Source organism: Agathobacter ruminis, assembly GCF_002735305.1.
Lineage (GTDB): Bacteria > Bacillota > Clostridia > Lachnospirales > Lachnospiraceae > Roseburia > Roseburia ruminis.
The window spans coordinates 14567-38110 of the sequence record NZ_PDYG01000135.1; the positions used below are offsets into that span (position 1 = coordinate 14567).

General features: G+C 45.6%; 15 protein-coding genes and 1 riboswitch. Of the genes, 10 read left to right on the plus strand and 5 right to left on the minus strand.

The window, feature by feature from the left end:
• Nucleotides 1-199 precede the first annotated feature (199 nt).
• Nucleotides 200-1882 (plus strand): right-handed parallel beta-helix repeat-containing protein, encoded by a 1683-nt coding sequence (locus CSX02_RS13060; RefSeq protein WP_189281587.1) that lies wholly within the window; start codon nt 200-202, stop codon nt 1880-1882.
• 256 nt (nt 1883-2138) lie between these two features.
• Here the strand turns inward: CSX02_RS13060 and CSX02_RS13065 are convergent, their stop codons facing one another.
• Nucleotides 2139-4631 (minus strand): CHAP domain-containing protein, encoded by a 2493-nt coding sequence (locus CSX02_RS13065; RefSeq protein ID WP_099386995.1) that lies wholly within the window; start codon nt 4629-4631, stop codon nt 2139-2141.
• A 261-nt stretch (nt 4632-4892) separates the two neighbouring features.
• Nucleotides 4893-4968: riboswitch (cyclic di-GMP riboswitch) on the plus strand.
• Nucleotides 4969-5111: 143 nt separating this feature from the next.
• Between CSX02_RS13065 and CSX02_RS13070 the strand changes: the two genes are divergently transcribed.
• Nucleotides 5112-8339, plus strand: a complete 3228-nt coding sequence (locus CSX02_RS13070; protein ID WP_099386996.1) for an InlB B-repeat-containing protein — start codon at nt 5112-5114, stop codon at nt 8337-8339.
• A 62-nt stretch (nt 8340-8401) separates the two neighbouring features.
• Here CSX02_RS13070 and CSX02_RS13075 read toward each other — a convergent pair whose 3' ends face one another.
• Genes CSX02_RS13075 through CSX02_RS13090 form a run of 4 tightly spaced genes read right to left on the minus strand, consistent with a single transcriptional unit; the run spans nt 8402 to nt 12590 of the window.
• Complete coding sequence (locus tag CSX02_RS13075) at nt 8402-9478, minus strand: DHHW family protein (protein WP_099386997.1); 1077 nt, start codon at nt 9476-9478, stop codon at nt 8402-8404.
• Nucleotides 9479-9495: 17 nt separating this feature from the next.
• Nucleotides 9496-10887, minus strand: coding sequence for an MBOAT family O-acyltransferase (locus tag CSX02_RS13080; protein WP_099386998.1), 1392 nt, complete (start codon nt 10885-10887; stop codon nt 9496-9498).
• Nucleotides 10874-11401 carry a DUF4358 domain-containing protein gene (locus CSX02_RS13085; RefSeq protein WP_099386999.1) on the minus strand — a complete coding sequence of 176 codons (528 nt, stop codon included), beginning with the start codon at nt 11399-11401 and terminating at the stop codon, nt 10874-10876. The genes CSX02_RS13080 and CSX02_RS13085 overlap by 14 nt, the downstream gene beginning before the upstream one ends.
• Nucleotides 11402-11420: 19 nt before the next feature.
• Nucleotides 11421-12590 carry a transglutaminase domain-containing protein gene (locus CSX02_RS13090; protein ID WP_099387000.1) on the minus strand — a complete coding sequence of 390 codons (1170 nt, stop codon included), beginning with the start codon at nt 12588-12590 and terminating at the stop codon, nt 11421-11423.
• A 1019-nt stretch (nt 12591-13609) separates the two neighbouring features.
• On the opposite strand from CSX02_RS13090, the gene CSX02_RS13095 reads away from it, so the two are divergent.
• The 8 genes from CSX02_RS13095 to CSX02_RS13130 all read left to right on the plus strand — a co-directional run bounded on the left by CSX02_RS13095 (nt 13610) and on the right by CSX02_RS13130 (nt 23541).
• Nucleotides 13610-16477, plus strand: a complete 2868-nt coding sequence (locus CSX02_RS13095; protein ID WP_099387001.1) for a fibronectin type III domain-containing protein — start codon at nt 13610-13612, stop codon at nt 16475-16477.
• Nucleotides 16478-16514: 37 nt separating this feature from the next.
• Complete coding sequence (locus tag CSX02_RS13105) at nt 16515-17771, plus strand: L,D-transpeptidase family protein (protein ID WP_189281589.1); 1257 nt, start codon at nt 16515-16517, stop codon at nt 17769-17771.
• Nucleotides 17764-20475, plus strand: coding sequence for an Ig-like domain-containing protein (locus tag CSX02_RS13110; protein WP_189281591.1), 2712 nt, complete (start codon nt 17764-17766; stop codon nt 20473-20475). The genes CSX02_RS13105 and CSX02_RS13110 overlap by 8 nt, the downstream gene beginning before the upstream one ends.
• Nucleotides 20476-20514: 39 nt before the next feature.
• Entirely contained in the window at nt 20515-21141 is a 627-nt protein-coding gene (locus CSX02_RS13115) for an ABC transporter ATP-binding protein (RefSeq protein WP_099387005.1), read from the plus strand.
• A gap of 15 nt (nt 21142-21156) precedes the next feature.
• Nucleotides 21157-21285 (plus strand): hypothetical protein, encoded by a 129-nt coding sequence (locus tag CSX02_RS14005; RefSeq protein WP_278278654.1) that lies wholly within the window; start codon nt 21157-21159, stop codon nt 21283-21285.
• Between the two features lie 212 nt (nt 21286-21497).
• On the plus strand, nt 21498-22787 hold the full coding sequence (locus tag CSX02_RS13120) for a dihydroorotase (protein WP_099387006.1): 1290 nt from the start codon (nt 21498-21500) through the stop codon (nt 22785-22787).
• 2 nt (nt 22788-22789) lie between these two features.
• Entirely contained in the window at nt 22790-23017 is a 228-nt protein-coding gene (locus CSX02_RS13125; RefSeq protein ID WP_031544398.1) for a Lar family restriction alleviation protein, read from the plus strand.
• 137 nt (nt 23018-23154) lie between these two features.
• Nucleotides 23155-23541, plus strand: coding sequence for a P-loop NTPase family protein (locus tag CSX02_RS13130; RefSeq protein WP_143248195.1), 387 nt, complete (start codon nt 23155-23157; stop codon nt 23539-23541).
• Nucleotides 23542-23544: the final 3 nt, after the last annotated feature.

Consider the following 23544-nt stretch of genomic DNA (forward strand, 5'->3'; position numbering starts at 1 on the left):
TTTTTTGTGCATCTTTCGTGATGAAATATAGTACTTTCGTGTGATATAATAAACTGTATTTATAACAAAGCGTATATGATTTGCCTAATTTAGAATATGCAATCATGACATATTTTGTCGGTTGTGAATGCGAGCGAGACTTGAAATTTAATTTGTATATGTTATTAGTTTATTTTAGATGAAAAGAGGAACTTTGATTATGAAAATGAGTTTTTGGAATCGAACAATCGCCAAAATGACCGTGGTATTTGTCCTCTGTTTTACACTTGCGGGATTTGGAACCGTAATGCACGGAAATGGACAGGGAGACGGCAGCGTTCAGGCTGCGCAAAAAAGCAAGACGAAATATAAAATCACATACGTTCTTGATCATGGCAAAAATAATGCGAAGAATCCGTCGACCTATACGAGCAGCAATCGCACAATCAAATTGAAGAATCCGACACGCAAGGGCTATAAGTTCATGGGCTGGTATTCATCATCTTCTTACAAGACCAAAGTGTCCGGAATTCCGGCTCATGCAAAAGGAAACAAAAAGTTTTATGCGAAATGGGCCCCGACAGGTAGCAATTATCTGTATGTTTCAACCAAAGGCAAAGACACCAACAAGGGCACATTTTCAAAGCCGTTTAAGACCATACAACGCGCAATCAGAGCTGCGAAACCCGGGCAGACGATTATTGTGCGAAGCGGAACCTATGTTGGCACAACTACTTTTACGAAATCCGGCAAAAAGAACGCATATATCACAATCACAACGTTGAAGGGTGAAAAACCGGTGGTCACCGATAAGCAAAATTCAGCGCATGAGGCAATCGGATTTGACATGAATGGTCAGTCCTACATCAAAATCAACGGGTTGCAAATCAAAGACATCAGGGGACAGGTCGCTTATGGTATTGTTTTCCGTGGCGGGGAACAGAATGTGACCATCTCCAACAATGATATTTATCATATCAGCACAACGCATCCACAGGATGGAGACGGGGAGGCAAACGGCATTCTCTTATTTGGTGAATCCAAAAAGCCAATCAAAAATGTGCTGATCAAATCAAATAAAGTACATGACAACAAGAACGGCTGGTCAGAGAATATTTCTGTTTCGGCAAACTGCGAGAATGTCAGGGTTGTCAACAATAAGGTGTATAACAATACCAATATTGGAATCGATTTTGCAGGAAATGCCGGCTATTGCAAAGTGAATGCACTTGACCATCCGCGCAATTGCGAAGCAACCGGAAATGAGGTATACAACTGCAAGAGCAGCTATGCCAAGAATGCCGGAATCTATGTGGACGGCGCACAAAATATCACTATTTCAAAAAATAAAGTGCATCATAATTATTATGGAATTGAGGCCGGCTCAGAAATCTGGAAAGATTCATTCAACAACCGGGACAACCAGGTGAAAAATATCAAAATTACGAGCAACCAAATCTATTCGAATTCCGATGGCGGCGTGCATGTCGGCGGATATACACCGGTTGGCCAAATGGATGAGGAAACCGGATATTACACCGGTGTGGTTGCAAAGGTTGTAATCTCCGGAAACACATTGAAAGAGAATGGTTTCAAAAACAATGACGGTGGCTACAATGGCGAGATTTTGTTTGCAAAATGCACCGATATCACCATCAAAAATAACCGTTTTTACAAGAACAACACTGAATTCCCAATCTTCCAGTGCGACCGTGCTATTGTTGCTTCCGGTGGCCTTGGCAAACTTACTTTTTCAGGTAATGTATGCTACTCAAAGCACTTTGATGAAATCTATTCAGAATTGCCGTCGACCTACCATTTTACCCTTGGGGGACGGGGGTCAGCGGTAAGTCGTGTGTCCCTAAAGGGAAGAAGGGTGTCCCTAAAGGTAAAAAGCCAGTAAAATCAAGGCTTTGCGCATGCTTTTTGGATGCGAAAATGTGCAGGTTATGCATGATTTACGGCGCGAAAAGGGCATAATTTGCTTATTATTTCTTGAACAAAAAACAAATTGATGGAAACGAAAAAAGAGGAACTATGGTTAACATAGTTCCTCTTTTGGCTTTTCCTGATACAAAAAACATGTATACCTTTTGGGACACCTTACTGCACTTTAGGGACACCCGACTATCCGCTAACCCCCGTCCCCAAAGGTAAAATTAGTAAAGGGGAGAGGCGAAGCCACGAATGTATCGCCCATTGACAGGAATTTCGCGTTTGCCGACACTGTCAGGATTGCCGCCTTTGTTTCCTTCGATGACGGTAATGATGCCACCCTGGCAATCTATGACGATGCCTACATGATCCGGCCAGCCGACGCAATCGGTCTTGTAATAGTTATCACTGTCAGCCCAATCATAGTAGATGATATCGCCCGGCTTTGGTACATAATCATCTTCCTCAATCCAGATTTTTTTGTTTTGGGTTTTGGACATTTCCTTCCATAATGCAACCTGTCGTCCGCAGCTACATTCCATCACGGTTTTGGATAGTACTTTTGCTTTTACAAACATGGCGGAGACGAAGGTGGCACACCAGGAATCGGTATATTTGACTTTGTAATTGCTGCTTCCGGAATTGTATGTATCCCGGAAATCATCGATTGCATTATTGTAAATATCGATGATTTCATGATGTTTTTCGCTGCCTTCCAACACACCAAGATATTTCAATGCTTCGCCAACAACGGAGAGACCTGTTCCAAATCCTTTGCTTGAGGCTACGACCTTTCCGCTTTTGTTCATTTTGTAAATGATCTGGTTATAGAAACGGTAGTAATTGGATGACCTCTTTAAAATTTTACCGGATGAATAATAGTATTTGTTGTATACGCCGGTGAAAATTTTTGCGCGTCCGGTCTGATAAGCGACCCGCATCAGTTTTCCGTTGAGCTTTACGAAAAATGAACCGGTCTTTTTCGTGTTTTTCACAATGGCAGCCTTGGTGGATTTCTTGGCAACACGAACATAATAGTATGCGCCATCCGGCTGCATTGCATACGCATAATAGTAGGATTTTTTGCTGGCGTTCTTATAAGTGGACAGCTTGCCGGCCTTGGTAGCTTTATAGAGCTTTTTGTTGTAATAAACAAAATATTCTTCGCCGGCTGTTTTTACCTTTCCGTTGCGGTAAAAATATTTTTTATAAATACCGGAGAAAATTGTAGCCAGTCCGTTTTTGTTCACGGTAAACAAGGTTTTATTGTAAAACTGATAGGTGCGTGATTTGGTGAATTTCCGCACTAGACCGTTTGCAACGGAATATAATTGCGGACCATTCACAGTATACAGCGGGATGATGCCCGTACTGTTATATGCTGTGGCTGCCCCGGTATCGTCGAGACAATATATTTTGGCCTTTTGACGTGCGGTGATGCTTGAAGCTGAAATCAGCTGATTGTTGCCCGTCAAAGAACGGTTTAACAGGACATACTGTGAATTCAGAATGTTTCCGTCATAGGCATAATATGCTTTGTTATCCAATGCATTTTTGAAATATCCGGAAAAGATGGATGCTTCACCGGTTTTGGTGACCTTATAAGCAGTCTGCCTGTCCAGACAATACTGCGTCTTTCCGGTCAGAATTTGTCCGTTTGAGAAGAAATATGTTTTGTTTTCATCATAGGTCTGATTTTGATCATGGAAAGACATTACGCCGGTATAATTTTTGTGACGTGTGCATACCCCTTCGGAATCAAGAATGTAAATGAATGCTTCCGAATAGGTTCCGTTTTTTAATTCATCAATGGAGACAATCGTGTAAAATGGATATTTTTTTTCGCCTGTTTTTGGATTATATGTTTTTTCATAATGCGCCAACAATGTTTGGTTTTTTTGCGGAGTACCGTCGATGGCAAAATAATATTTACTGTCTTTTGGATTCTGATAAAATCCTGTAAATTTATGTTCTGCGTTACCATTCTTTAGCGCACGGTAAACGGTTTTGCCATACACTAAATAATAAGGGGCACTGCTGGTCTTGATTTTTCCGGATTTGTCGATGAAATAGTAGGCGCTTTTGGTTGTATTGCCTTCTTTCCAGTATATTTTTCGTCTTCTCGTACCGTCATTTTGATATATTTTTCCGGTGCAGGTGCCATCTGTATTTGGGGCTCCAAAGTAAACAACCACAGCATTCGGATAATCCGCAGCTTTACTTGGATCGACTACACTGTAGATGGTGGTTTTTTTTGGAGTGGTTACTGTTTCTTTATTAATGAGCAGATAGCATTTGCTCATATATTTTCCTGCCTTATTTAAAACAGAATATGTTTTCCCTTTGTTATTATAAGAAACGGTAAAAAGTGGAGCAGATACGGTAACATTGTTGGAATTGACAGATATTTCCTCTGCCTCGTTTGTTTTGTTATCTTTGTTGGTCGCTTCAGCATTTTCAATCTGATTGTTCTCAGAAATGCTACCGGTTGCTTCAGAAGATTCGTTCTCAGGGGATTTCGAATCTGTGGATGCTGCCTCCTCAGCCCCTGATTCCGTAGACCCTGCCTCCGTAGAGTTTGTTTCGCTTTCTTCTGCTATAACTGCTTCTGTAGCAGAATCCTGTTCATTTGCATATATGTAGTTGGTCCGGGATGGTACAAGCCCGGCAGATAGCGTAAGAACTAACCCCCACGCGATAATTTTTTTTCTTAACATAAACTTCCTTTCCTGTAAAAACCCTAAATAAAATATTACTTATTTCCTATTTTATCAGATGTTGTGTGTGTTGAAAACCTTTTTTCCTTTGGGGACGGGGGTCAGCGGATAGTTGGGTGTCCCTAAAGGTGTAGTACCCCGTCCCCAAAGGAAAGAAGGGTGTCCCTAAAGGGAAAATGTCTGTTCAACCGTGATGTATTGTAGTAAGAAAGTCTTGACTTAAGGAAAATAATATAGTAAATTAGGACTATATAATTTGAATAATGTTTTGGGCAAAACATGAGAAATCATGTGACGCAAAGCTCTAGAGCCTTTTACATGGTAGTCAGTTGCAGAAATTTTGGTATTAGACATCGCGGGAAATGCCCATGATGTCTATTTTTTTACCGTTAGGGACACCCTTGTGCATTTTAGGGACGGGGTACTAGAACGTTAGGGACACCCGACTATCCGCTGACCCCCGTCCCCAAAGGAGAGAAGATGAAGAAAGCATTCAGTGCAATCCTGGCAACAGCATTACTGCTGACGATGCCGAGCATGACGACGCTGGCCAGCGAAATTGAATATGTGGATACGACGGAGCTGGAGCGATTGCTGGAGCCGAGCGGAGCGAGCGGAGATTATGTTGCGGTGGATGATGAGCCACAGGCACTGGCATATGGCGGGGATGCAGAGGAACTGCAACAGGTGGACGAGTTCTTTGCGCTGACAAAGGCGGAAAGCGTACAGGCGGCTGCATCGGCATATCCATCAGCGGATCCGCTTGATTATTTAAAGCAGACATATCCGGGAACAAGAAGACAGTTTGAGGGAACCTGCTGGGCACATTCGATTGCGGCAAATGCCGAATTTTACAGTGTGAAGAATGGTGTGCTGCAGACCGGAACCAATACAGACCTGAGCGAATACCAGATTGCTTACTTTGGATATCATTCGGCAGAAGCGCCGGATGGCGATACGCAGGGAGACAGCTATGCATTTCGCGCAAAAAGCGGAAGCAGAGAAACCTGGCTGACAAAGGGACATAATCTGACATTTGTGGTTCATACATTGAACCAGTGGGACGCAATTGCGGATGAAGCCATTATTCCGACTCCGAGCCAGAACCTTGAAGCGGGCCTGACGGAAGACAAGGCGCACGATCGTAATCATGTGGTGATGACGGATGCGCGTGTAATCAAAAAAACAGAGAAGGATGCAATCAAAAATGCAATCGTGGCAAACGGGATTGTATCGATTTCTTATTATGCGGATGGTGGGTATGCTGCGCTGGATAAGAATCAGCAGGCAAACTGGTATTGCCCTAATGCAAAGGAATCGAATCATGCAGTTGCGATTGTGGGATGGAATGATCAGTATGCGGCAAGCAATTTTAAGAAACGACCGGCCGGAAACGGTGCGTGGCTTGTGAGAAACAGCTGGTCGACGAAGACGGAATATTCCATCAACAGCTATTTTTGGCTGTCTTATTATGATAAATCAATCAATGAGAATGTTTACGCATTGAATTTTGATCTGCAAAGCAGATATGCACATAATTATCAGTATGATGGCGGTAACTACAGCCAGCCATCCATGAAACTGCAGGCATCTCAGAGTCTTGGGGCGAGAGCGCCGAAGGCAGCCAATGTGTTTACGGCAAACCAAAGCGCGTCAGATGAAACATTAACCGCAGTCAATCTGACCTATAAGTATTATTCGGATTGCAATTATAAGATTGAAGTTTATAAGAATTTAAAAAATGATTCGCCGAACAGTGGAACGCTTGTCGATGCGGCAACCACTTATGGCACGACCACCTATCCGGGCATTTATACCGTCAAGCTGGATGCCCCGGTATCCCTGAGCAAGGGCGAAAAATTTGCAGTGGTGGTAACCACCTGGTCGGAGAACAACGGTTCTGTGACCTATTACCAGCCGGACAGAGAATATGCATATACCGGCTGGGACTGGATGACCTCGACCGTAGCGGCAAAAAGCGGACAGAGCTATACCTACGATTACGGCAACCAAAATTGGCAGACTTTTTCGCAAAACGCACAGTCTGGAGTGACGGGCAATTATTGTATCAAGGCATTCACGGTTGAACAGCGCGTAGCTGTTCCGGCAAAATCTAAAGTCATCTATCATTCCAATGACGGAAAAGATGACACACGCGTGGAATCTTATGCGGCGAATGCAACGGCAAAAGCTGCGGAAAATCCATTTAAGCGCGACGGATATGAATTTGTTTCATGGAATACAAAGGCTGACGGAACCGGTAAAAATTATGCAGTCAACGCAAATATTACCGGTATCGCGGCCGGTGAGCAGTTCCATCTGTATGCAAAATGGAAAGCAGAAACAACAGAGGTAAAGTTTGATCCAAACGGCGGAACTCTGCAGGGCAGTGAAACGAAGCTCGTGACCTATGGCAGCACATTCGGAACACTTCCGCTCGCAATCAAAGATGCATATATCTTCCTGGGATGGTTCACACAGAGAACCGGAGGAACACCGGTAACTGCGTCATCCACATGTACTTATCACGGAAAAATCACACTGTATGCGCAGTGGGGCATACCCGGTTATACGCTTTATCTGAATCCAAACGGAGGAAGCATCGACAAGAGCAGCCTTGCGGTATATTTCAATAAGAGAATCGGAACCATTCCGACACCAAAGCGGGATGGATATACATTCACGGGCTGGTTTACCAAAACCAGCGGCGGCACGCAGTATACACCGAATACGCTTTACAAATCGCGCACCGGTATGACCGTTTATGCGCGTTGGAGCGCCAATACCTATGCGGTTACGTATTCCTATAACGGCGGAAAGCAGGACAAAAACAATCCGAACCCTACAAAGTACAGCGTGGAGACAAGAACGACTCTGATGCCGGCCATTCGGAGCGGATATCGATTTACAGGATGGTATCTGGACAAGAACCTGACAAAAAAACTTACCCTGCTCAGCATCGCGGAAATCAAGGCGAAGGGTGGAAAAGTTGGAAAGCTGACCTTGTATGCAGGATGGGATGCAAACAGCTATCGCATCACATTTGATGCAAACGGTGGCTCCGGAATCTCCGCAAACCAATCGATTACGGTAAAAACAGGACAAAAGGTTGGCACACTGCCACAGGTCAGAAGAACCGGATATACGTTTGGCGGCTGGTTCACGAAGCCGACGGCGGGAACTAAAATCACAGCAACCACTGCATGGAAAGCAGAAAACGGAACCAGATTGTATGCACATTGGACCAAGAGCCGTTATACCATCAAATATATGCTAAGCGGCGGCAAAAATGCAGGCGGCAGTGCAAAATATTACTATTATGGAGAAGCAGTCACACTGAAAAAAGCGACCAGAACCGGATATCGATTTGTCGGCTGGTATCGTGATGCACAGCTCAGGCAGGCAATCTCCACGACCGCTGGCGCAGCAGAAAATCTTACAGTTTATGCAAAATGGGTACCGATTCGTTACAGCGTCGTGATCTATGGTGCAAACGGAAATGTCGTACAACAGAAGAGCCTGGAATATACCGAATCCGTCAAAGTGGCAGATCCGGGCGCAGGCAGTTCGAACAAAAAATTCCTCGGGTTTGCGACTTCTGCAAGTCTTGCACAACGAGGAAAAGTAAAATATCGTGTAGGACAGTCTTATAAGAATCTTGCCAATGTAGAAGGCAGGACGGTAAGTCTGTATGCTGTATATCGATAATCAAAAGTGAAACAGGCATGAAAAAACGCGAGTCATTACGACTCGCGTTTTTGACGCCCGACTTATTTGCGTGATAACTTAAACAGATTGGCATCGTCGGCAAAATTGCTCATTTCATACAAAACCATCACGCGGTCAAAATGACCTTCATTCATCAGCTGAGCGATATTTTCATTGAAGTATCGCAAATCAAGGATGGTGATATGTTTGTATTTCTGAGCCAGATACGGAACCATACAATTGGCAAATGAGTCTTTGACTAGGAGGAGGTTGCCGTCGCCTGTTCCGTCAATGTCCAGCCGGCCAATGTTACCGCCGAGAAAGTAAGCATATTTGTCCTTGGTGTCGAGCTTGGCATTGTCATATAAAATATCGGAATCACTCTGTCCGGATGAAACGACAGGCGCTTCAATTGCATCATAGATTCCGTTGCGGAGCAACACGCGTGAATAAAGAGTGCCATGGAACCGGTCCGTCACGGTTGTCATATCGGCGTTGATGGCATCTTCAACTGCTTTTGCATCAGAGCGACCGTCGATGATCTTTCGGAAAGCCGCATAGGCGGCACGCGTGGTCCAATGGTGGTCCGTCCTGTAATACACCTGTGTCGAATTGGTAAGGAGTTGGAACGTACTGCGCAAATCCTGAAGGACTACAGAATCGTTCAGGGTTTGCTGAGCAAGCTGATATTTGGCATCTGCATCATATACAGGAGCATTGCCAGGAAGATAATCCGACAAAATCGTGTATGGAGACGGAACCAGAACCACATCAAAATCGTTTACGGAGTAAGCATCCGCAAACTTATTGATAAAAGCAAGGTTGTTTTTATATTGGCGAAGGTTAAAATCACCCTCGCTGCATTTGTCAAACAGATATCCGTCCGTGCCGATATAGGTGTCGTTGATTTCGCGTGAAAGGCATGCGTATCGCATGGATGATGCGAGAGAAAGCCACTGATCGCGAAGCGGAAATTGATCCGCGAGCACACTCTCCACATCCGAAGTGGATGAAATGGAGGAGACGGTTTTTAAATATCTGTTTTCATTTTCAGAAAAGGTCTTTTGACCCGTGGCAAAGATGCTAATGCCACCAAGCACCATCAGGCCGAGAAAAAGACCGAAATATAATTTTTTCATAAAGACTCCTTAGAACCTTAAAATCTGAAATAAAGGAAAGGATTGTAGCTGCCGTTGATTAACAATGCGACGGATAATCCGAATCCAAGCAGTCCCAAAAACAGACGGATTGGAGATGGCAGTTTCTGATACCATTTCTTTGGATAGGAGGTCGCAAAAAATGCAAACACCACCAGCAACAACGCATATTCCATTCCGTAAAAGGCGCTCGCACCGTTAAACAACGAAGCACCGATGCCGAACATGGCTGAAAGCTGTGCCACCAGACCGTCCCATGTGGTATTTGAAAAGAGCACCCAGCCAATCAATACGACAAAAAGTGTGTAGAGATGCTTGAGGATGCGAGGCCAGTTGGCACAAAACCGTTTGAGCACAAACTTTTCCAATACGAGGAAAATAAAATAATAGATTCCCCATGCAATAAAATTCGCACCGGCGCCATGCCACAGACCGGTCAGAACCCATACGATAAACAGATTGAAAACCTGTCTTGCAACGCCTTTGCGATTGCCGCCGAGCGGAATATATACATATTCCTTAAAAAATGAACTCAATGTCACATGCCAACGGTTCCAGAATTCCGTAATACTTGTTGCCTCATATGGATGGAGGAAGTTCTCCGGGAAATGAAATCCCATCATCAGACCGATTCCGATGGCCATATCCGAATAACCGGAAAAATCAAAATAGATTTGCAACATATAAGCAATTGCGGAAAGCCATGCCAGGCAAACGGTGCTGCTGTTTGCCTGGATGGAGGCAACCATTTCTCCGCAAATGTTTGCAATCAAAATCTTTTTGCACAGACCGAGAATGAAACGCTCCATGCCATCGCCAAGCATATCTGCCGTGATGGTACGGTGGTTGATCTCAGTTTCCACATCGCTGTAACGCACGATTGGTCCCGCAATCAGCTGTGGGAACAGCGCGATATACATTCCAAAATAAAGTGGATTTCTCTGTACACCGACCTTGCCCCGATAAACATCAATCACATAGGACAATCCCTGGAAGGTGAAAAAAGAAATACCAATCGGAAGTGCCAGTCCCACTGCCATGAAGCCGGTTTGCCCGAACAGCTGCGCAATCGAGGAGGCAAGCGCGATGCCAAGATCCAGATATTTGAACACGGCCAGTGCGCCGAGATTTAGAATCAGGCTGATAATCAGGACCAGTTTCATCCCGGCAGCAGATGATTTTTGCCGCATGTGTTCAATCAGGACTCCACTTGCATAATTGATGCAAATGGAGCCGAGCAAAAGCAGGATATACAATGGCTCTCCGAAGGCATAAAAGACAAGGCTGGCCAGAAGAAGCCAGATGTTTTTTAACGCTCCGGGGCAAATATAATAGACAATCAGGGTCAGTGGTAAAAAGAAAAATAAAAAAGTAATACTACTGAATACCATGATTCTTCAACTCCGCATTAAAATTGGATTTGTCCGAGCTGCTGTTGGTACTGATAAACAGCCCGATATAGCAGCCATTGTGGGTCAATAATGCACGGTCTACAATTTCGACCTGTTCCGGAGTATAATTCTCCATCGTTCCGCGGCGCGAATCGATATGATCCTTTAATGCATTCATAATCGCGGTTACATCATCATTGCTTTTGGCGCAGATAATGGTCACCTCGCCCGCAGTACCGTCATTGGCATATGCGTGATAATAGCCGTCGACACGATCGTAATCAACAGAGCAGACTGCAGTGAAATTCAATTCAGCATCGTCGCTATCGGAAGTGTCTACTGTCATATCAGACAGAGAGGAATCTTTTTCGACCACTGCTGTTCCGATTTCATTCAAAATTTTATTGAGCTCTGCGCCGGTCGCATGGTCTGCGTTTTTTGCACCGCAACCGGTCAAAAGAGAAAAGGAAAGTGCAGCAGTTACTGCGATTTTTTTTAAATTTATTTTACTCATAATTCACTCTTTCCGGACATTAGCCTGAGTATCCGCCGGCAAAATCAATCTTAAAGGTCTTATTGATCAATTCAAGCATTTCCTGATAAATTTCATCGTAGCTCATTTCACCTTCTCCACCTTCACCGGCGCGGGAATCGGTCAGGGAGTAGCATACAATTGTTGTATTCTCATCCACATTGATCAATGAACAGTCGATATATTTGCCGGACAGATTGTCATCCATTCCGGATTCAAATACCTGATTCATAATCTCTGCCATAATCGATACACGCTGTGACTTTGTTGCATCGAAAGCACCGATGTTGAAATAGAATGCTGCATTCTCGCGAACACCGTAGGTGGCACTGTAAACAGTCTGAGGAATCGTGCTGATATCTTTTGTCTCGACAGCATTCTGATATGCATAGCAGTATTCATAAGAATCTGCAACAGGAAGTGCACCCTTATCATTCCACTCGTGTCCGTTGCGGGCCATAGAATCAGACATGTTAAAGTTTGCGTAATTTCCGGTGCTTGAATCAGAATAGATATCTACATGATACCAATGCTCGCCGATCTGTACGAGATCCCAGCTGTGATAATCATTATGTACAATGTGGCAATCAATTCCAAGCATGTTCATGAGCAAACGGAATGTGGTTGCATAACCAACACAAACTGCCTGCTTTCCGGTCAAAACACCATATGGGGTTGAAACCGCTTCTGTGGTGTTGACACCCGGAACACTGATGGAACCACCTTCGGAAGTGCTGATGTTTTTGCACATCCAGTCATAGACAGCAACTTCTTTTTCGTAATCGCTCATGTTGTCTTTGACCGCTTCCTTGATTACATCTGAAGCAAGCTTGAGGGTCTCCACTTCCTGCTCATTTAACTGTGAGTCGTCATTGGATTTGTATGCATCGGAAATTGCGGTTGTACTCTTTATCTCATACTGTCCGCCAACCGAAAATCCATCTTCCTGGTAAGCTTCGCCTTCAAGCTCTTTGGCCTGACGCTCACGCTCATCATCGATGAACTGGCTGACTTTCTTGTCAGCTTTCTGAGCAGCAGTTGCGGTAATTACCTGAAAAACGACAAGGCCGATATTTACGACCAGCAGGCATGCTACGCAAATTGCAAGTACCACAACAGATTTGCTTTTTTTACCCCCTGTTTTTTCAAATTCTCTTTCATTTGTTTCCATAATTGTTCTCCTTCTTGGTTGACTTGTTTTGATAACTTAACTATATCATTTTCCATTCCAAAATACTTTAAGACTTTCTTAAGATTCCTTAAGTCTCTTTAAAGAGTCATTTCTGCCCCCTATTTTGTGGGGGTCCCCCATTTGCCTTGGCACCACCCGCCGCCTACCGGACCGCACACACGGCATCCAACGGCAAGATTCTCTTCAAAGCCGTATGCCGCTTCTTTGATTGAGGCTGTTCTTTCAACTATTTGCACTTCTCCTGCACAGTCTTTTCCACGCAAACACCCGATATTCCTGATCACTTTCCTGGGCCATATAGACCGGTAGAGGAACATCATTGGGAACGCGCTTAGTAAAACAGAAGCCGCTTTACCGGCCTCTACCTACCGGTCAGCACACACGGCATTCGAAAGCAAGATTCTCTGCAAAGGCGCGCCCGCTTCTTTGATTGAGGTTGTTCTTTCAACTATTTGCACTTCTCCTGCACAGTCTTTTCCACGCAAACACCCAATATTCCTGATCACTTTCCTGGGCCATATAGACCGGTAGAGGAACATCATTGGTAATGCGCTTAGTAAAACAGAAGCCGCTTTTGCGAAGCGCTCGATACGAGCCGCCACGGACGGCGGCGAGAGTCGATGGCGTCCCGGATGGACGCTCTGAGACGGTGTCGAGCGCTCAAAAGCGGCTTCGTTGTTTTACTTAGCAAATGGACAGTGTTCCGTACCGGTCTATATTGCGGCTTCGTGGTTTTACTTAGCAAATGGACAGTGTTCCGTACCGGTCTATATAGGACAGGAAAGCGATTTAGAGAATCTAAGCCTTGGTGCTTATCGTGTGTGGTCCGGTAGGTGGTGGGCGGTGCCAGGGCAGATGGGAAACACTCGAAAATAAAGGACTTGCAGAAAGGACTTGTGAAAAAAGTACTAGAAATGTTATAATATATTTGGAACTATGCGCAACTTGCAGTTGTGTATGGCGAGTAATATTTGTATTGAAAGAAATTGGTTTTAGAAATGAAAAAGAAATTAGTCAGCATGATGATGGTATGTGGCTTGGCGCTTGCAATATTTGCGAAGGTGCGTACCGAGGATCCACAGATGTCGGAGGTGACAGCAGAGGAAGAGATTCGTGAACCGGAAGAAGTGATTCGAAAGGAAGCGGATTTACAGACAATTATCAATGATGAGAAGACCATCTCGATAGATGTGAAGCGGTATGATGTGGAAGAGAATGAAGCATCCTATGATGAAGAAACGCTTGCAATTATCGAGGACTTGAAGAATGCGGTGGAAACTCCGGAAGAAATTGAAAAAGCGATGCAGGAAAGCGACGAAGTGGAGCAAACCTTGCGCGCACAGAGGGAATCGGAGGCACAGATGTCAGAGGCAGGCGGCGTTCGCCTGATTCAGGCTGAAGTGCCGGAAGAAATGATGCGTCCACTGAGAACCGAATATACGACCATTGCAAATAAGAATCTGATTCATGAGAGTCAGACACAAAAATGTAAAAGAGTATATGGTGTGGATGTGTCGCACTGGCAGGACCGCATCAATTGGACAAAAGCAAAGGCTGCGGGCGTACAGTTTGCAATTATTAAGGTTGGCGGCAGAAGTGTTTATGATGGCAGTCTTTATTATGACAGTGAGTATTATCATAACATTGAAGGTGCGCATGAAGCCGGTGTAAAAATAGGTATTTATTTCTTTTCACAGGATATGAATACAACGGAGGCAAAGGCATCTGCCAATTATGTAATCAACAAAATCGAACCGTATCGTTCGTTTATCACCTATCCTGTTTTTTATGATATGGAAGGAGAGGCAAACAGCGACTATCGTATTTCAAAGGCGAATTTTACGAAGGCAGAACGCACGAAAGTATGGTGCACTTTCTGCGACACGATTAAGGCGGCCGGATATACGCCGGGCACATATTCGTCTTATTCGAGCTATTACGATTACAGCGCAAAAGACAAAAACGGACCATTCCCGATTGATTCAAAGGATGGCACGAGAGTCGATACGACATTATTTGAGCAAAAAGGATATTATATCTGGCTGGCGCGTTATTTTGACCGCACAGGTACCTCGAGAAAATATAATATGTGGCAATATTCGGAGAGCGGAACAGTCTCCGGAATTGCGGGACATTTGACAGATCTGGATGTAGCATATATTCCGGTCAAACCGGGACAGGTGACCGGACTAAAACAGACCGCGAGCACGGAGGACAGCATCACCTTTGAATGGAAGAGAGTGGATCTGGCCGACGGTTATTACTATCGCGTGACGGACAAAGCGGGAACCGTACTTTCTGCCGGAAAGACAGCAGATACTTCATTGACGCTTACGAAATTAAACAAATCGGGCAATGCTCTGTTGCAGGCCGGAAGCACCTATCAGATTGCGGTGCGCGCATATTATGATGCCGCATATACACTTGACGGCACGAATCTGTATGGCAAATATTCCGAGGTGCTGACAGCGACCACAAGACCTGCACAGGTGCAGAATCTTTCGAGTGCTTTGGAAAATATCAAATCGGACCGACTGACGCTTTCGTGGTCGAAGGTGACCGGTGCGAAGGGATATCAGATACGCCTTTGGGATGCGTCGAAGAGCGCATATGTGACATTGCAGGAGACCACTGCGACAACTGTTACACTGACAGGCTTAAAACCGCAGACGCGTTATGTTTATCGCGTGCGTGCCTATAATTATATCAATGGCAAGACCAAGACCGTCGGATTATCATCCGAAAAATGTACTACATTTACCAAACCGGACACAATCAAACAGTTCCGGGTATTATCGAATTCGGCAACCGCAGTCAAACTTTCATGGTCTGCGCAGTCTGTAGATGCATATCAGTTGCTGGTTTATCGCGGTTCCACTTTGGAGCAGAAAATAATCATTGACAAGACGCAGACACAGGCGGTGGTCAGGGGACTTAAAAGCGGAACAGAATATACCTTTAAGATTCGCGGATACTTTGTGCCGGCAGGAGAGAGTGCGCGATGGTATGCAGTCTGTGTCGCAGCAAAGATGACGACCAAGCCGGCCCAGCCTGTTAAATTGACGGAAACCTCAGCGACGACGGGCAAGATTACGCTGGGATGGGAAAAAATAACAGGCGCGACCCAATATCAGATCGCAGTCTATGATACCAAGACAGCGAAATATAAGACACTTGCATATACAACCAAGACTGCTTATACTGTCACCGGATTAAAATCCAACAAGCGTTATCGCTATAAAGTGCGTGCTTATAAGACATATAATGGCACTCGCTATTATGGCGCATATTCGGCGGAATATGTGGCAGCAACAAAAGCTGCAAAATTGCAGAACCTGCGGGTGACGGACAGAACCGATCATTCTTTGACACTTACATGGTCAAAGGTGTCCGGCGCACAGGGCTACCAGGTGCTCGTATATGATAAGAAGGATGTGCTGGTATTTAAAACCTTTGTCAAAACGACCGGATATACGGTGGAAAATCTGAATCCGGCATATGAATATCATTTCAAGGTGCGTGCCTACAAAAATGCAACCGATAAGAAAGTATACGGAGCATGCGGTGATTTGTTGAAATCCATTACAAAGCCGACGAAGGTGACGGGACTCGAGGCGACCGTAGAAGGTCAGCAACTGACACTCACATGGACAAAGACTGCGCGCACAAGCGGATATCGGATTTATCAATATGACCCGAACGCAAAAAAATCCACATTGATTGCCACAACTGCAGATCTGACATTTACCATCGACCGCCTGCAATCCGGCAAGGAATATCACTATCGCGTGGCGGCATATCGTACATTTGCAAAAAAGAATTATATCGGCTCAGCGAGCAGCATTGTTTCTGTTACAGTTGAATAACCATATTCATATTCATTTCCGATAGGAGGCGATTATCATGAAAGTGCATTTGAAACAAATCCTCTGGTCCGTATTATGCATGGGCTGCATATGCGCAGGGCTGCTTTTGAATGCGCCGGAGACTGTCAGAGCGGAGGATAACGGAGAACCGACCACACAGACGGATCCGACAGACCCGACCGATCCGACCGATCCGACAGATCCAACTGATCCGGATGTGGAAGAGTTGCCGAGCGGACTGGTTCGCAAGGACAATCAACAGATTATGTATTACGATCCGCAGACACATCAGCCGGTGAAGAGCCGTCTGATGAAAATCACGGAAAATGGCACAGCGTATTATTTTTATTTTGACCGGAATGGGTATGCTTACCGAAACGGACTGCATCGTCTGACGGTCAGTGGCGTGGCTCGCTATTACTATTTTCTGCCAAACGGACATGCGTTTACCGGAGGATTGCGCAGGATTCAGGCATCGGACGGAAACAAATATTATTATTGTTTTGATTCCAAAGGCCGGGCATATACCAGCCGTCTGCGCAAGCTCGTAATCAAAGGCAAAGCCTACTATTATTATTTCAAAGCAAACGGACGCGCGGTTACGAATCGGATTTATCCGGTCGTGCGAAGCGGCAAGAAATATTATCATTATTTCAATCAATATGGCCGTGCCCTGACTTCTAAATGGAAGACCGTCGGCAAGAAACGCTATTATTTTGACAAATACGGCCGGGCGCTTGTCGGCCGCAAAAAAATCAACAAGAATTATTATTTCTTTAATTCAAAAGGCGTTTGTCAGACCGGATGGCACAAGACCGGCAAGAAATGGTATTATTATGACACAAAGAAATATAAGCAGAAATTTGCAAATAATGATCTGCATACCGCTGCAAAACGCATAGCCAAAAAGGAAAGCGAGACCGATTATTATATTGTAATCGATACCGATCATTGCTGGCTCTTTGTATTTAAAGGAAAAGCCGGCGACTGGAAGCCAATCCGATGTTGGCGATGCAGTCCGGGCAAACCGTCGACACCGACCGTGCTCGGGTATTATAAAGTCGGAATCAAGGGATATTCCTTTGGACGCGGCTTCAGCTGTTATTATTACACGCAGATACTTGGTAATTATCTGATTCATTCCGGAACCTATCGTCAGGGCACGAGAACCTTGCTGGACGGACGAATCGGAGTCAAGATTTCGCACGGTTGCGTGCGTCTGGATATCGATCATGCAAAATGGATTTATGATACGATTCCGACCCGCACACAGATTTATATTTATGATGAGTAATTCAAAAAGAATCGCAATTTTATTAATGGCGGCAGTGTCGCTCTCTGATCTGCCTGTTTCGACCGAATGTTATGCATTTGAAACGGAGCAGACGGATCAGGGGGATACTGCGGCCATTTTTGATTATGTACCGATCGATGTGGACCCGGAAGGTGCGGAATATGAGGGCTCTCTTTCGGATGCAGTGGAGTCTGATTCGTTTTTCGAATTGTCCTCCACACAATTCAATGCGGCTTATGCGGCAACCTATCCGTCGGGCGATGCACTTGCGTATCTGACCGGCAAATATCCGTCCACGCGATTGCAGTTTTCCGGAAGCTGCTGGGCATTTGCGGCAGTGGCAAATATCGAATTTTCCGGTATCACAAACGGCGTGATTAAGACAGGAAAGTCAACCGATCTCAGCGAATATGCCTTTGGATATTATGCAACACATTTTGTGGAAGACCCGCTCGGCGGCACAAAGGGAGACAATTATCGCTTTACGAATTCATCCTGGTATGCTGCCGGCCACAATTCCAATTTTACGATGCATACCATGAATCAGTGGCTTGCTGCGACAACCGCTCAGAAGGTGCCGACGCCGGATGATCTGAATGCGGGCGTGGATAAAAGCAAGGCGTACGACAATGATTATCTGGTCACAGATGTACGCATCTTAAATATCCTCGATGACCCAAAGGCGGTCAAAGCCGCCATTCTTTCCAACGGCAGCGTATCGGTCAGCTATCACCAGGGGGCGGACGCGAATGCCTACAACAGCAAATATAACAGTTATTATTGTTCACAGAATCTGGGAATCGACCATGAAGCTGTAATCGTAGGCTGGGATGACAATTTTTCTACCGGCAAATTCAACAAGAAGCCGGCAAAGAAAGGTGCATGGCTGGTGCGAAACAGCTGGTCAAACAAATCGGTTTATTCGAACCAGAGTTATTTCTGGATGTCCTACTGTGACAAATCGCTTCACTGGCAGGCATTTTCCTACTCGGTTGCGCCGGCCACGGATTATGATCACAATTATCAATATGATGGGACCAATTGTGCGACTGCCGGCCACTTTGGCTCAAGAGCAGCAGAGCCGGTCTCAGTCAATGCGCCAAAATCTGCCAATGTATTCAAGGCGAAGGGACGGACGGAAGCGGAGATGCTCTCGGCAGTGAATTTGACCTTTACCGATGTGACGGATTTGAATTACAGGATTGAAATTTATGTGAATCCGACCGACTCGTCCAATCCGACCGGCGGCAGGCTGGTGTCCTCAGCCACGACGACCGGTAAGACCAGCTATGCAGGCATTTATACGATTCCTCTAAAGAATCCTGTAATTCTCAATCACGGGGATTCCTTTGCCGTTGTTGTAACCGCATGGAAAAAAGATGGAACGAGATATTATTATTATCAGCCGGATCGTGAGAGCCTCTATACCGGATGGGCCGGAATGACAGGTTCGGTTGCCGTTCCGAATGACAGCAGCTATCTGTATGACGGAACAGACTGGAATGAACTTACCGTAGAAGAGCTGCCGGATACCAAATATGGCAATTTGCGCATCAAGGCATTTACAAGTGATTACAGCTTAAATGGTGCGCCGGCAGCCGTTCGACTTTCGCAGACTTCGTTAAATCTGAACAAAGGTGCAAAGGCAACACTCTCTGCGGTGGTAACGCCAAAGAATGCGATCAATTTCAGCAAAATCAAATGGACCAGTTCCAATAATAGCATCGCTACCGTTTCGAACGGAACCATCACCGGAAAGGTGGCCGGGACCGCAAAAATTACAGCGCAGGCGCTCGACAAAAACGGTCAGGCGATTCCGGGTGTGAAGGCAGTTTGCAATGTGCGCGTCTGCATTCCGGTATCCAAAATTACACTTTCGGAAGATGTGATGACATTCCGTGTCAATGAGACACGCAGTTTGAAAGCAATCATTGCACCGACCAATGCGACCTTAAAGACTGTGACATGGACGACTTCGGATAACTATGTTGCCAAGGTCGATGCAAAGGGAAGAGTGACCGGTGTCGGTCAGGGAACTGCGGTCATCACTGCAAAATGCGGAGGCAAGACGGTCAAATGCAAAGTCCAGATCCGAAGTCTTTACGATCCGATTGTGGTACAGGCATCGGCAACGACAAACCGGATCAACCTCAAATGGAATCCGGTCAATCTGAATTTCATCGATGGATATGAAATCTGTTATGCGCCTTCTGCCAACGGCGATTATGTCTGCCAGAAGTATGTGGCAGGTGTCCGTAGCCGTTCGTACAGCATCACGGAAGTGGTGCGTGCCGATGGTGTGCGCGAAAAAATCAAGCCGGGCAAAACCTATTATTTTGCGGTATGTTCCGCATTTTGGCAAGGAAGTACACTGCTGTTTTATCCGACACTTGCGAGCAAAACAAAAGCGGTGACAAAACCGGCGAAAGTCACAGGACTTCAAAAAGTCAAAACGACACGCACTTCAATCAAACTAAAATGGAAAAAATCTTCCGGTGCAACCGGATATTATGTATATGTCGCGACATCCAAGAATGGAAAATACAAAAAGGTGGCGACACTCAAAGGCTGTTCGAAGACAGCATATACCTATAAAAAACTCAAATCGCGCAAGAAATACTATTTCAAGATTGTGGCCTACAAGACAGGGAATCAGACCTATCGAGCGGCCGCAAGCAAGGCAATTGCAATTCGCACAAAATGACGACTTGCACCAAAAAGTGCAATTCGCTATACTTATTTTATGATTCAGATTAGTGAAATAAAAAAGAGCTATGGAAAACAGTTGATTTTGGATGGCATTTCATTCGAGGCACAGCCGGGCGAATGTGTTGCCGTCATTGGCCGCAATGGTTGCGGAAAATCAACACTGATGCAGATCCTGGCGGGAATAGAGCCGCCGGACAGTGGCGAATTGAATTATTATCATCGCAATCCGCGCAAAGATCCGAAAGTATTTCGGGAATTGTGCGGATATGTTCCGCAATCGAATCCTTTGATGGAAGAGTTGAGCGTGCGGGACAATCTCAAATTGTTCGGAGCAAATCCGGCAATTGTGGAAGATGAATTGCTTCGTCCGTTTGAACTTGCACCGATTTTGAACAAGCCGGTCGGCAAACTGTCGGGTGGCATGAAACGTCGTGTGGCAATTGCATGCGCGGTACATCATATCCCTTCTATTTTATTTATGGATGAGCCGACGACCGCGCTGGATATTTATTTCAAACAATCCATCCACGAATGGATGCGTCAGTATCAAAAGATGGGGGGCATTTTGATTATGTCCACGCATGAAGATGCGGAAATCAGCCTTTGCGGAACACATGTGTTCATTGAAAATGGGAAGGCGACTACAAATCATATTCATTAAGGAGACAGAAAGAAAATGGAAAGAAAATTTGATCCTATGACAGGGGAACCGATTACACAGCCGAAGCGTCTGGTTTGTCTGTTTGGATGCGGTGGCAACCGTTCCCGCAGCCGCCGTTGGCGCGTACGGCTTTGGAGAATCTAAGCTTCCGCGCCTATTGTGTCCTGACCGACTGGCAGGCGGCGTCAGGGCCGAAGACCCGGTCGACACCAGTGGCGGGGGCGGGGGAAGAGGACAGGGAGGCCGAAGGGGAATGCAGGGCGGAGGGAAAATGTATGAAATGAAGCCCTTGTATTTATTTTGTGGTCGAAAAGCAGTATAATGGGCAGTGATGTTGAACAAAACGGAGGAAGCCTATGTTAGTGATTAGAAGCGCAAGAGTCATGGATCCGGAAACGAATCTGGATGAAGTCATGGATGTGATGATTGCAGAGGATGGAACCATTGCGGAGATGGGAAAGGGATTGGCGGAATCCGTGGATCCGGAGCAGGTGCAAATGATTGAGGGTGCGGGAAAGATTCTTGCACCGGGATTTGTCGATGTGCATGTGCACTTTCGTGATCCGGGACTGACATATAAAGAGGATATTGTGACGGGTGCTGCGGCAGCGGCAGCCGGTGGATATACAACTGTGGTATGCATGGCAAATACAAAGCCGACAATCGATTGCGTGGAAGTATTTGAGGAAGTAGCAATGCGTGAGCAAAAGCTTCCGATTCATGTATTGCAGGCAGCCAATGTTACCATGGGAATGCAGGGAAAAACACTGACCGACATGAAGGCACTGCATCGGGCAGGAGCAGTCGGTTTTACGGATGATGGTGTTCCGGTGATGGATGAGAAACTCTTTACAGAGGCACTGCGTGTGTGTAAAGAACTCGATGTTCCGATATCGGTGCACGAGGAAGATCCCAAATATATCTGCAGCGCCGGCGTGAATCAGGGCACTGTGTCTGAACAGCTGGGGCTCGGCGGAGCATCCGCTGAGGCCGAAACAGCAATGGTAAAGCGCGATATTGCGCTGAATGAAACAATCGGTGCGAAACTGGATATTCAGCACATTTCGAGTGCCGAAACAGTGAAGCTTTTGCGGGATGCAAAGGCGAGAGGCATTCGCGTATACGGCGAGGTGACTCCGCAGCATCTGGCTGCGACAGAGGAACTGGTGCTCGAACGCGGCGCATTGGCCCGTGTGAACCCGCCTCTGCGTACAGAAGCAGATCGCAAGGCGTTACTTCGTGGACTGGCGGATGGCACGATTGATATGATTGCAACTGATCATGCGCCACACAGTGCAGAAGAAAAAGCCAGACCGATTGCAGAGGCTCCGAGTGGTATGATCGGACTCGAAACAGCATTGGGACTGGTGATGACTTATGCCGTGCGCAGCAAGGAAGCAGAGCTGATGCAGGTTCTGCGTGCATTGACCTGCAATCCGGCAAAGCTGTACGGCCTGGAGGCCGGTCGCATCCAAAAAGGCAAGTCTGCAGACCTCGTATTGTTTGATCCGGAGTGCAAGTGGACCGTGCCGCAGACCTTTGCTTCCAAAGCGACCAATTCTCCGTTTATCGGAATGGAGCTATACGGAAAAGTATGTATGACAATCTGCAATGGACAGATTGTATATCAGGAAGGCGAGAAATAATCATGGAATCAATGGAAGAATTATTTGATATTCAGGATTGCCCGCTCTGTGACGGCGGTGCATTGCTGGAGGAAGAGTGCAATTGCGGATATTATGTGATGTGTCTGGATTGCGGATGCCATACTGTCACAATCGATTTTAAAAATGAAGAGCAGCGCAGAGATGCTGCCGGACGCGCAATTGATTTGTGGAATGCCGGAAAAGTAATTTCTAGCAGTCCGGGGGAATAACTATTTCATTTATGGTATAGTAATTATAGAAAGTGTGTGTTATAGTATCTAGTGCTCTAAAATTTTAACAAAAGGGAAGCTGATGGATACAAAATAGATAAATCAAGTGATATAAGATAAGGAAAAAGGACGATATCGTGGACTCACGCCAACCATTATCGAAGGGTGAAATGCTTGATCTGATTGATCGAAGCTCTGTGGTACATACACAGGAACACACCGAGACATATACGATACCAGAATTTCAAAAACTTGTATTAGACGGTAAAATCACTGACAGAACAGCGACAGCAAAGCTGGTGATCGGAGGTTTTGTCAATGACAGTTACCATATATACATTGATCGCATGCTTGTTACGCGCAGTACAGGGGTGATCACTTATCGTGGGATTTTAAGACTTTACCGTATGGAAGACCTGCAGATTCAGGTGACCTATAAAGCACAGCGATTCTTTACGAGAGAAGAATACAAACGAAACAGCAAAGATAAGAAAGATAAAAGAAAACGGGGCAAACGCAGCTAAAGG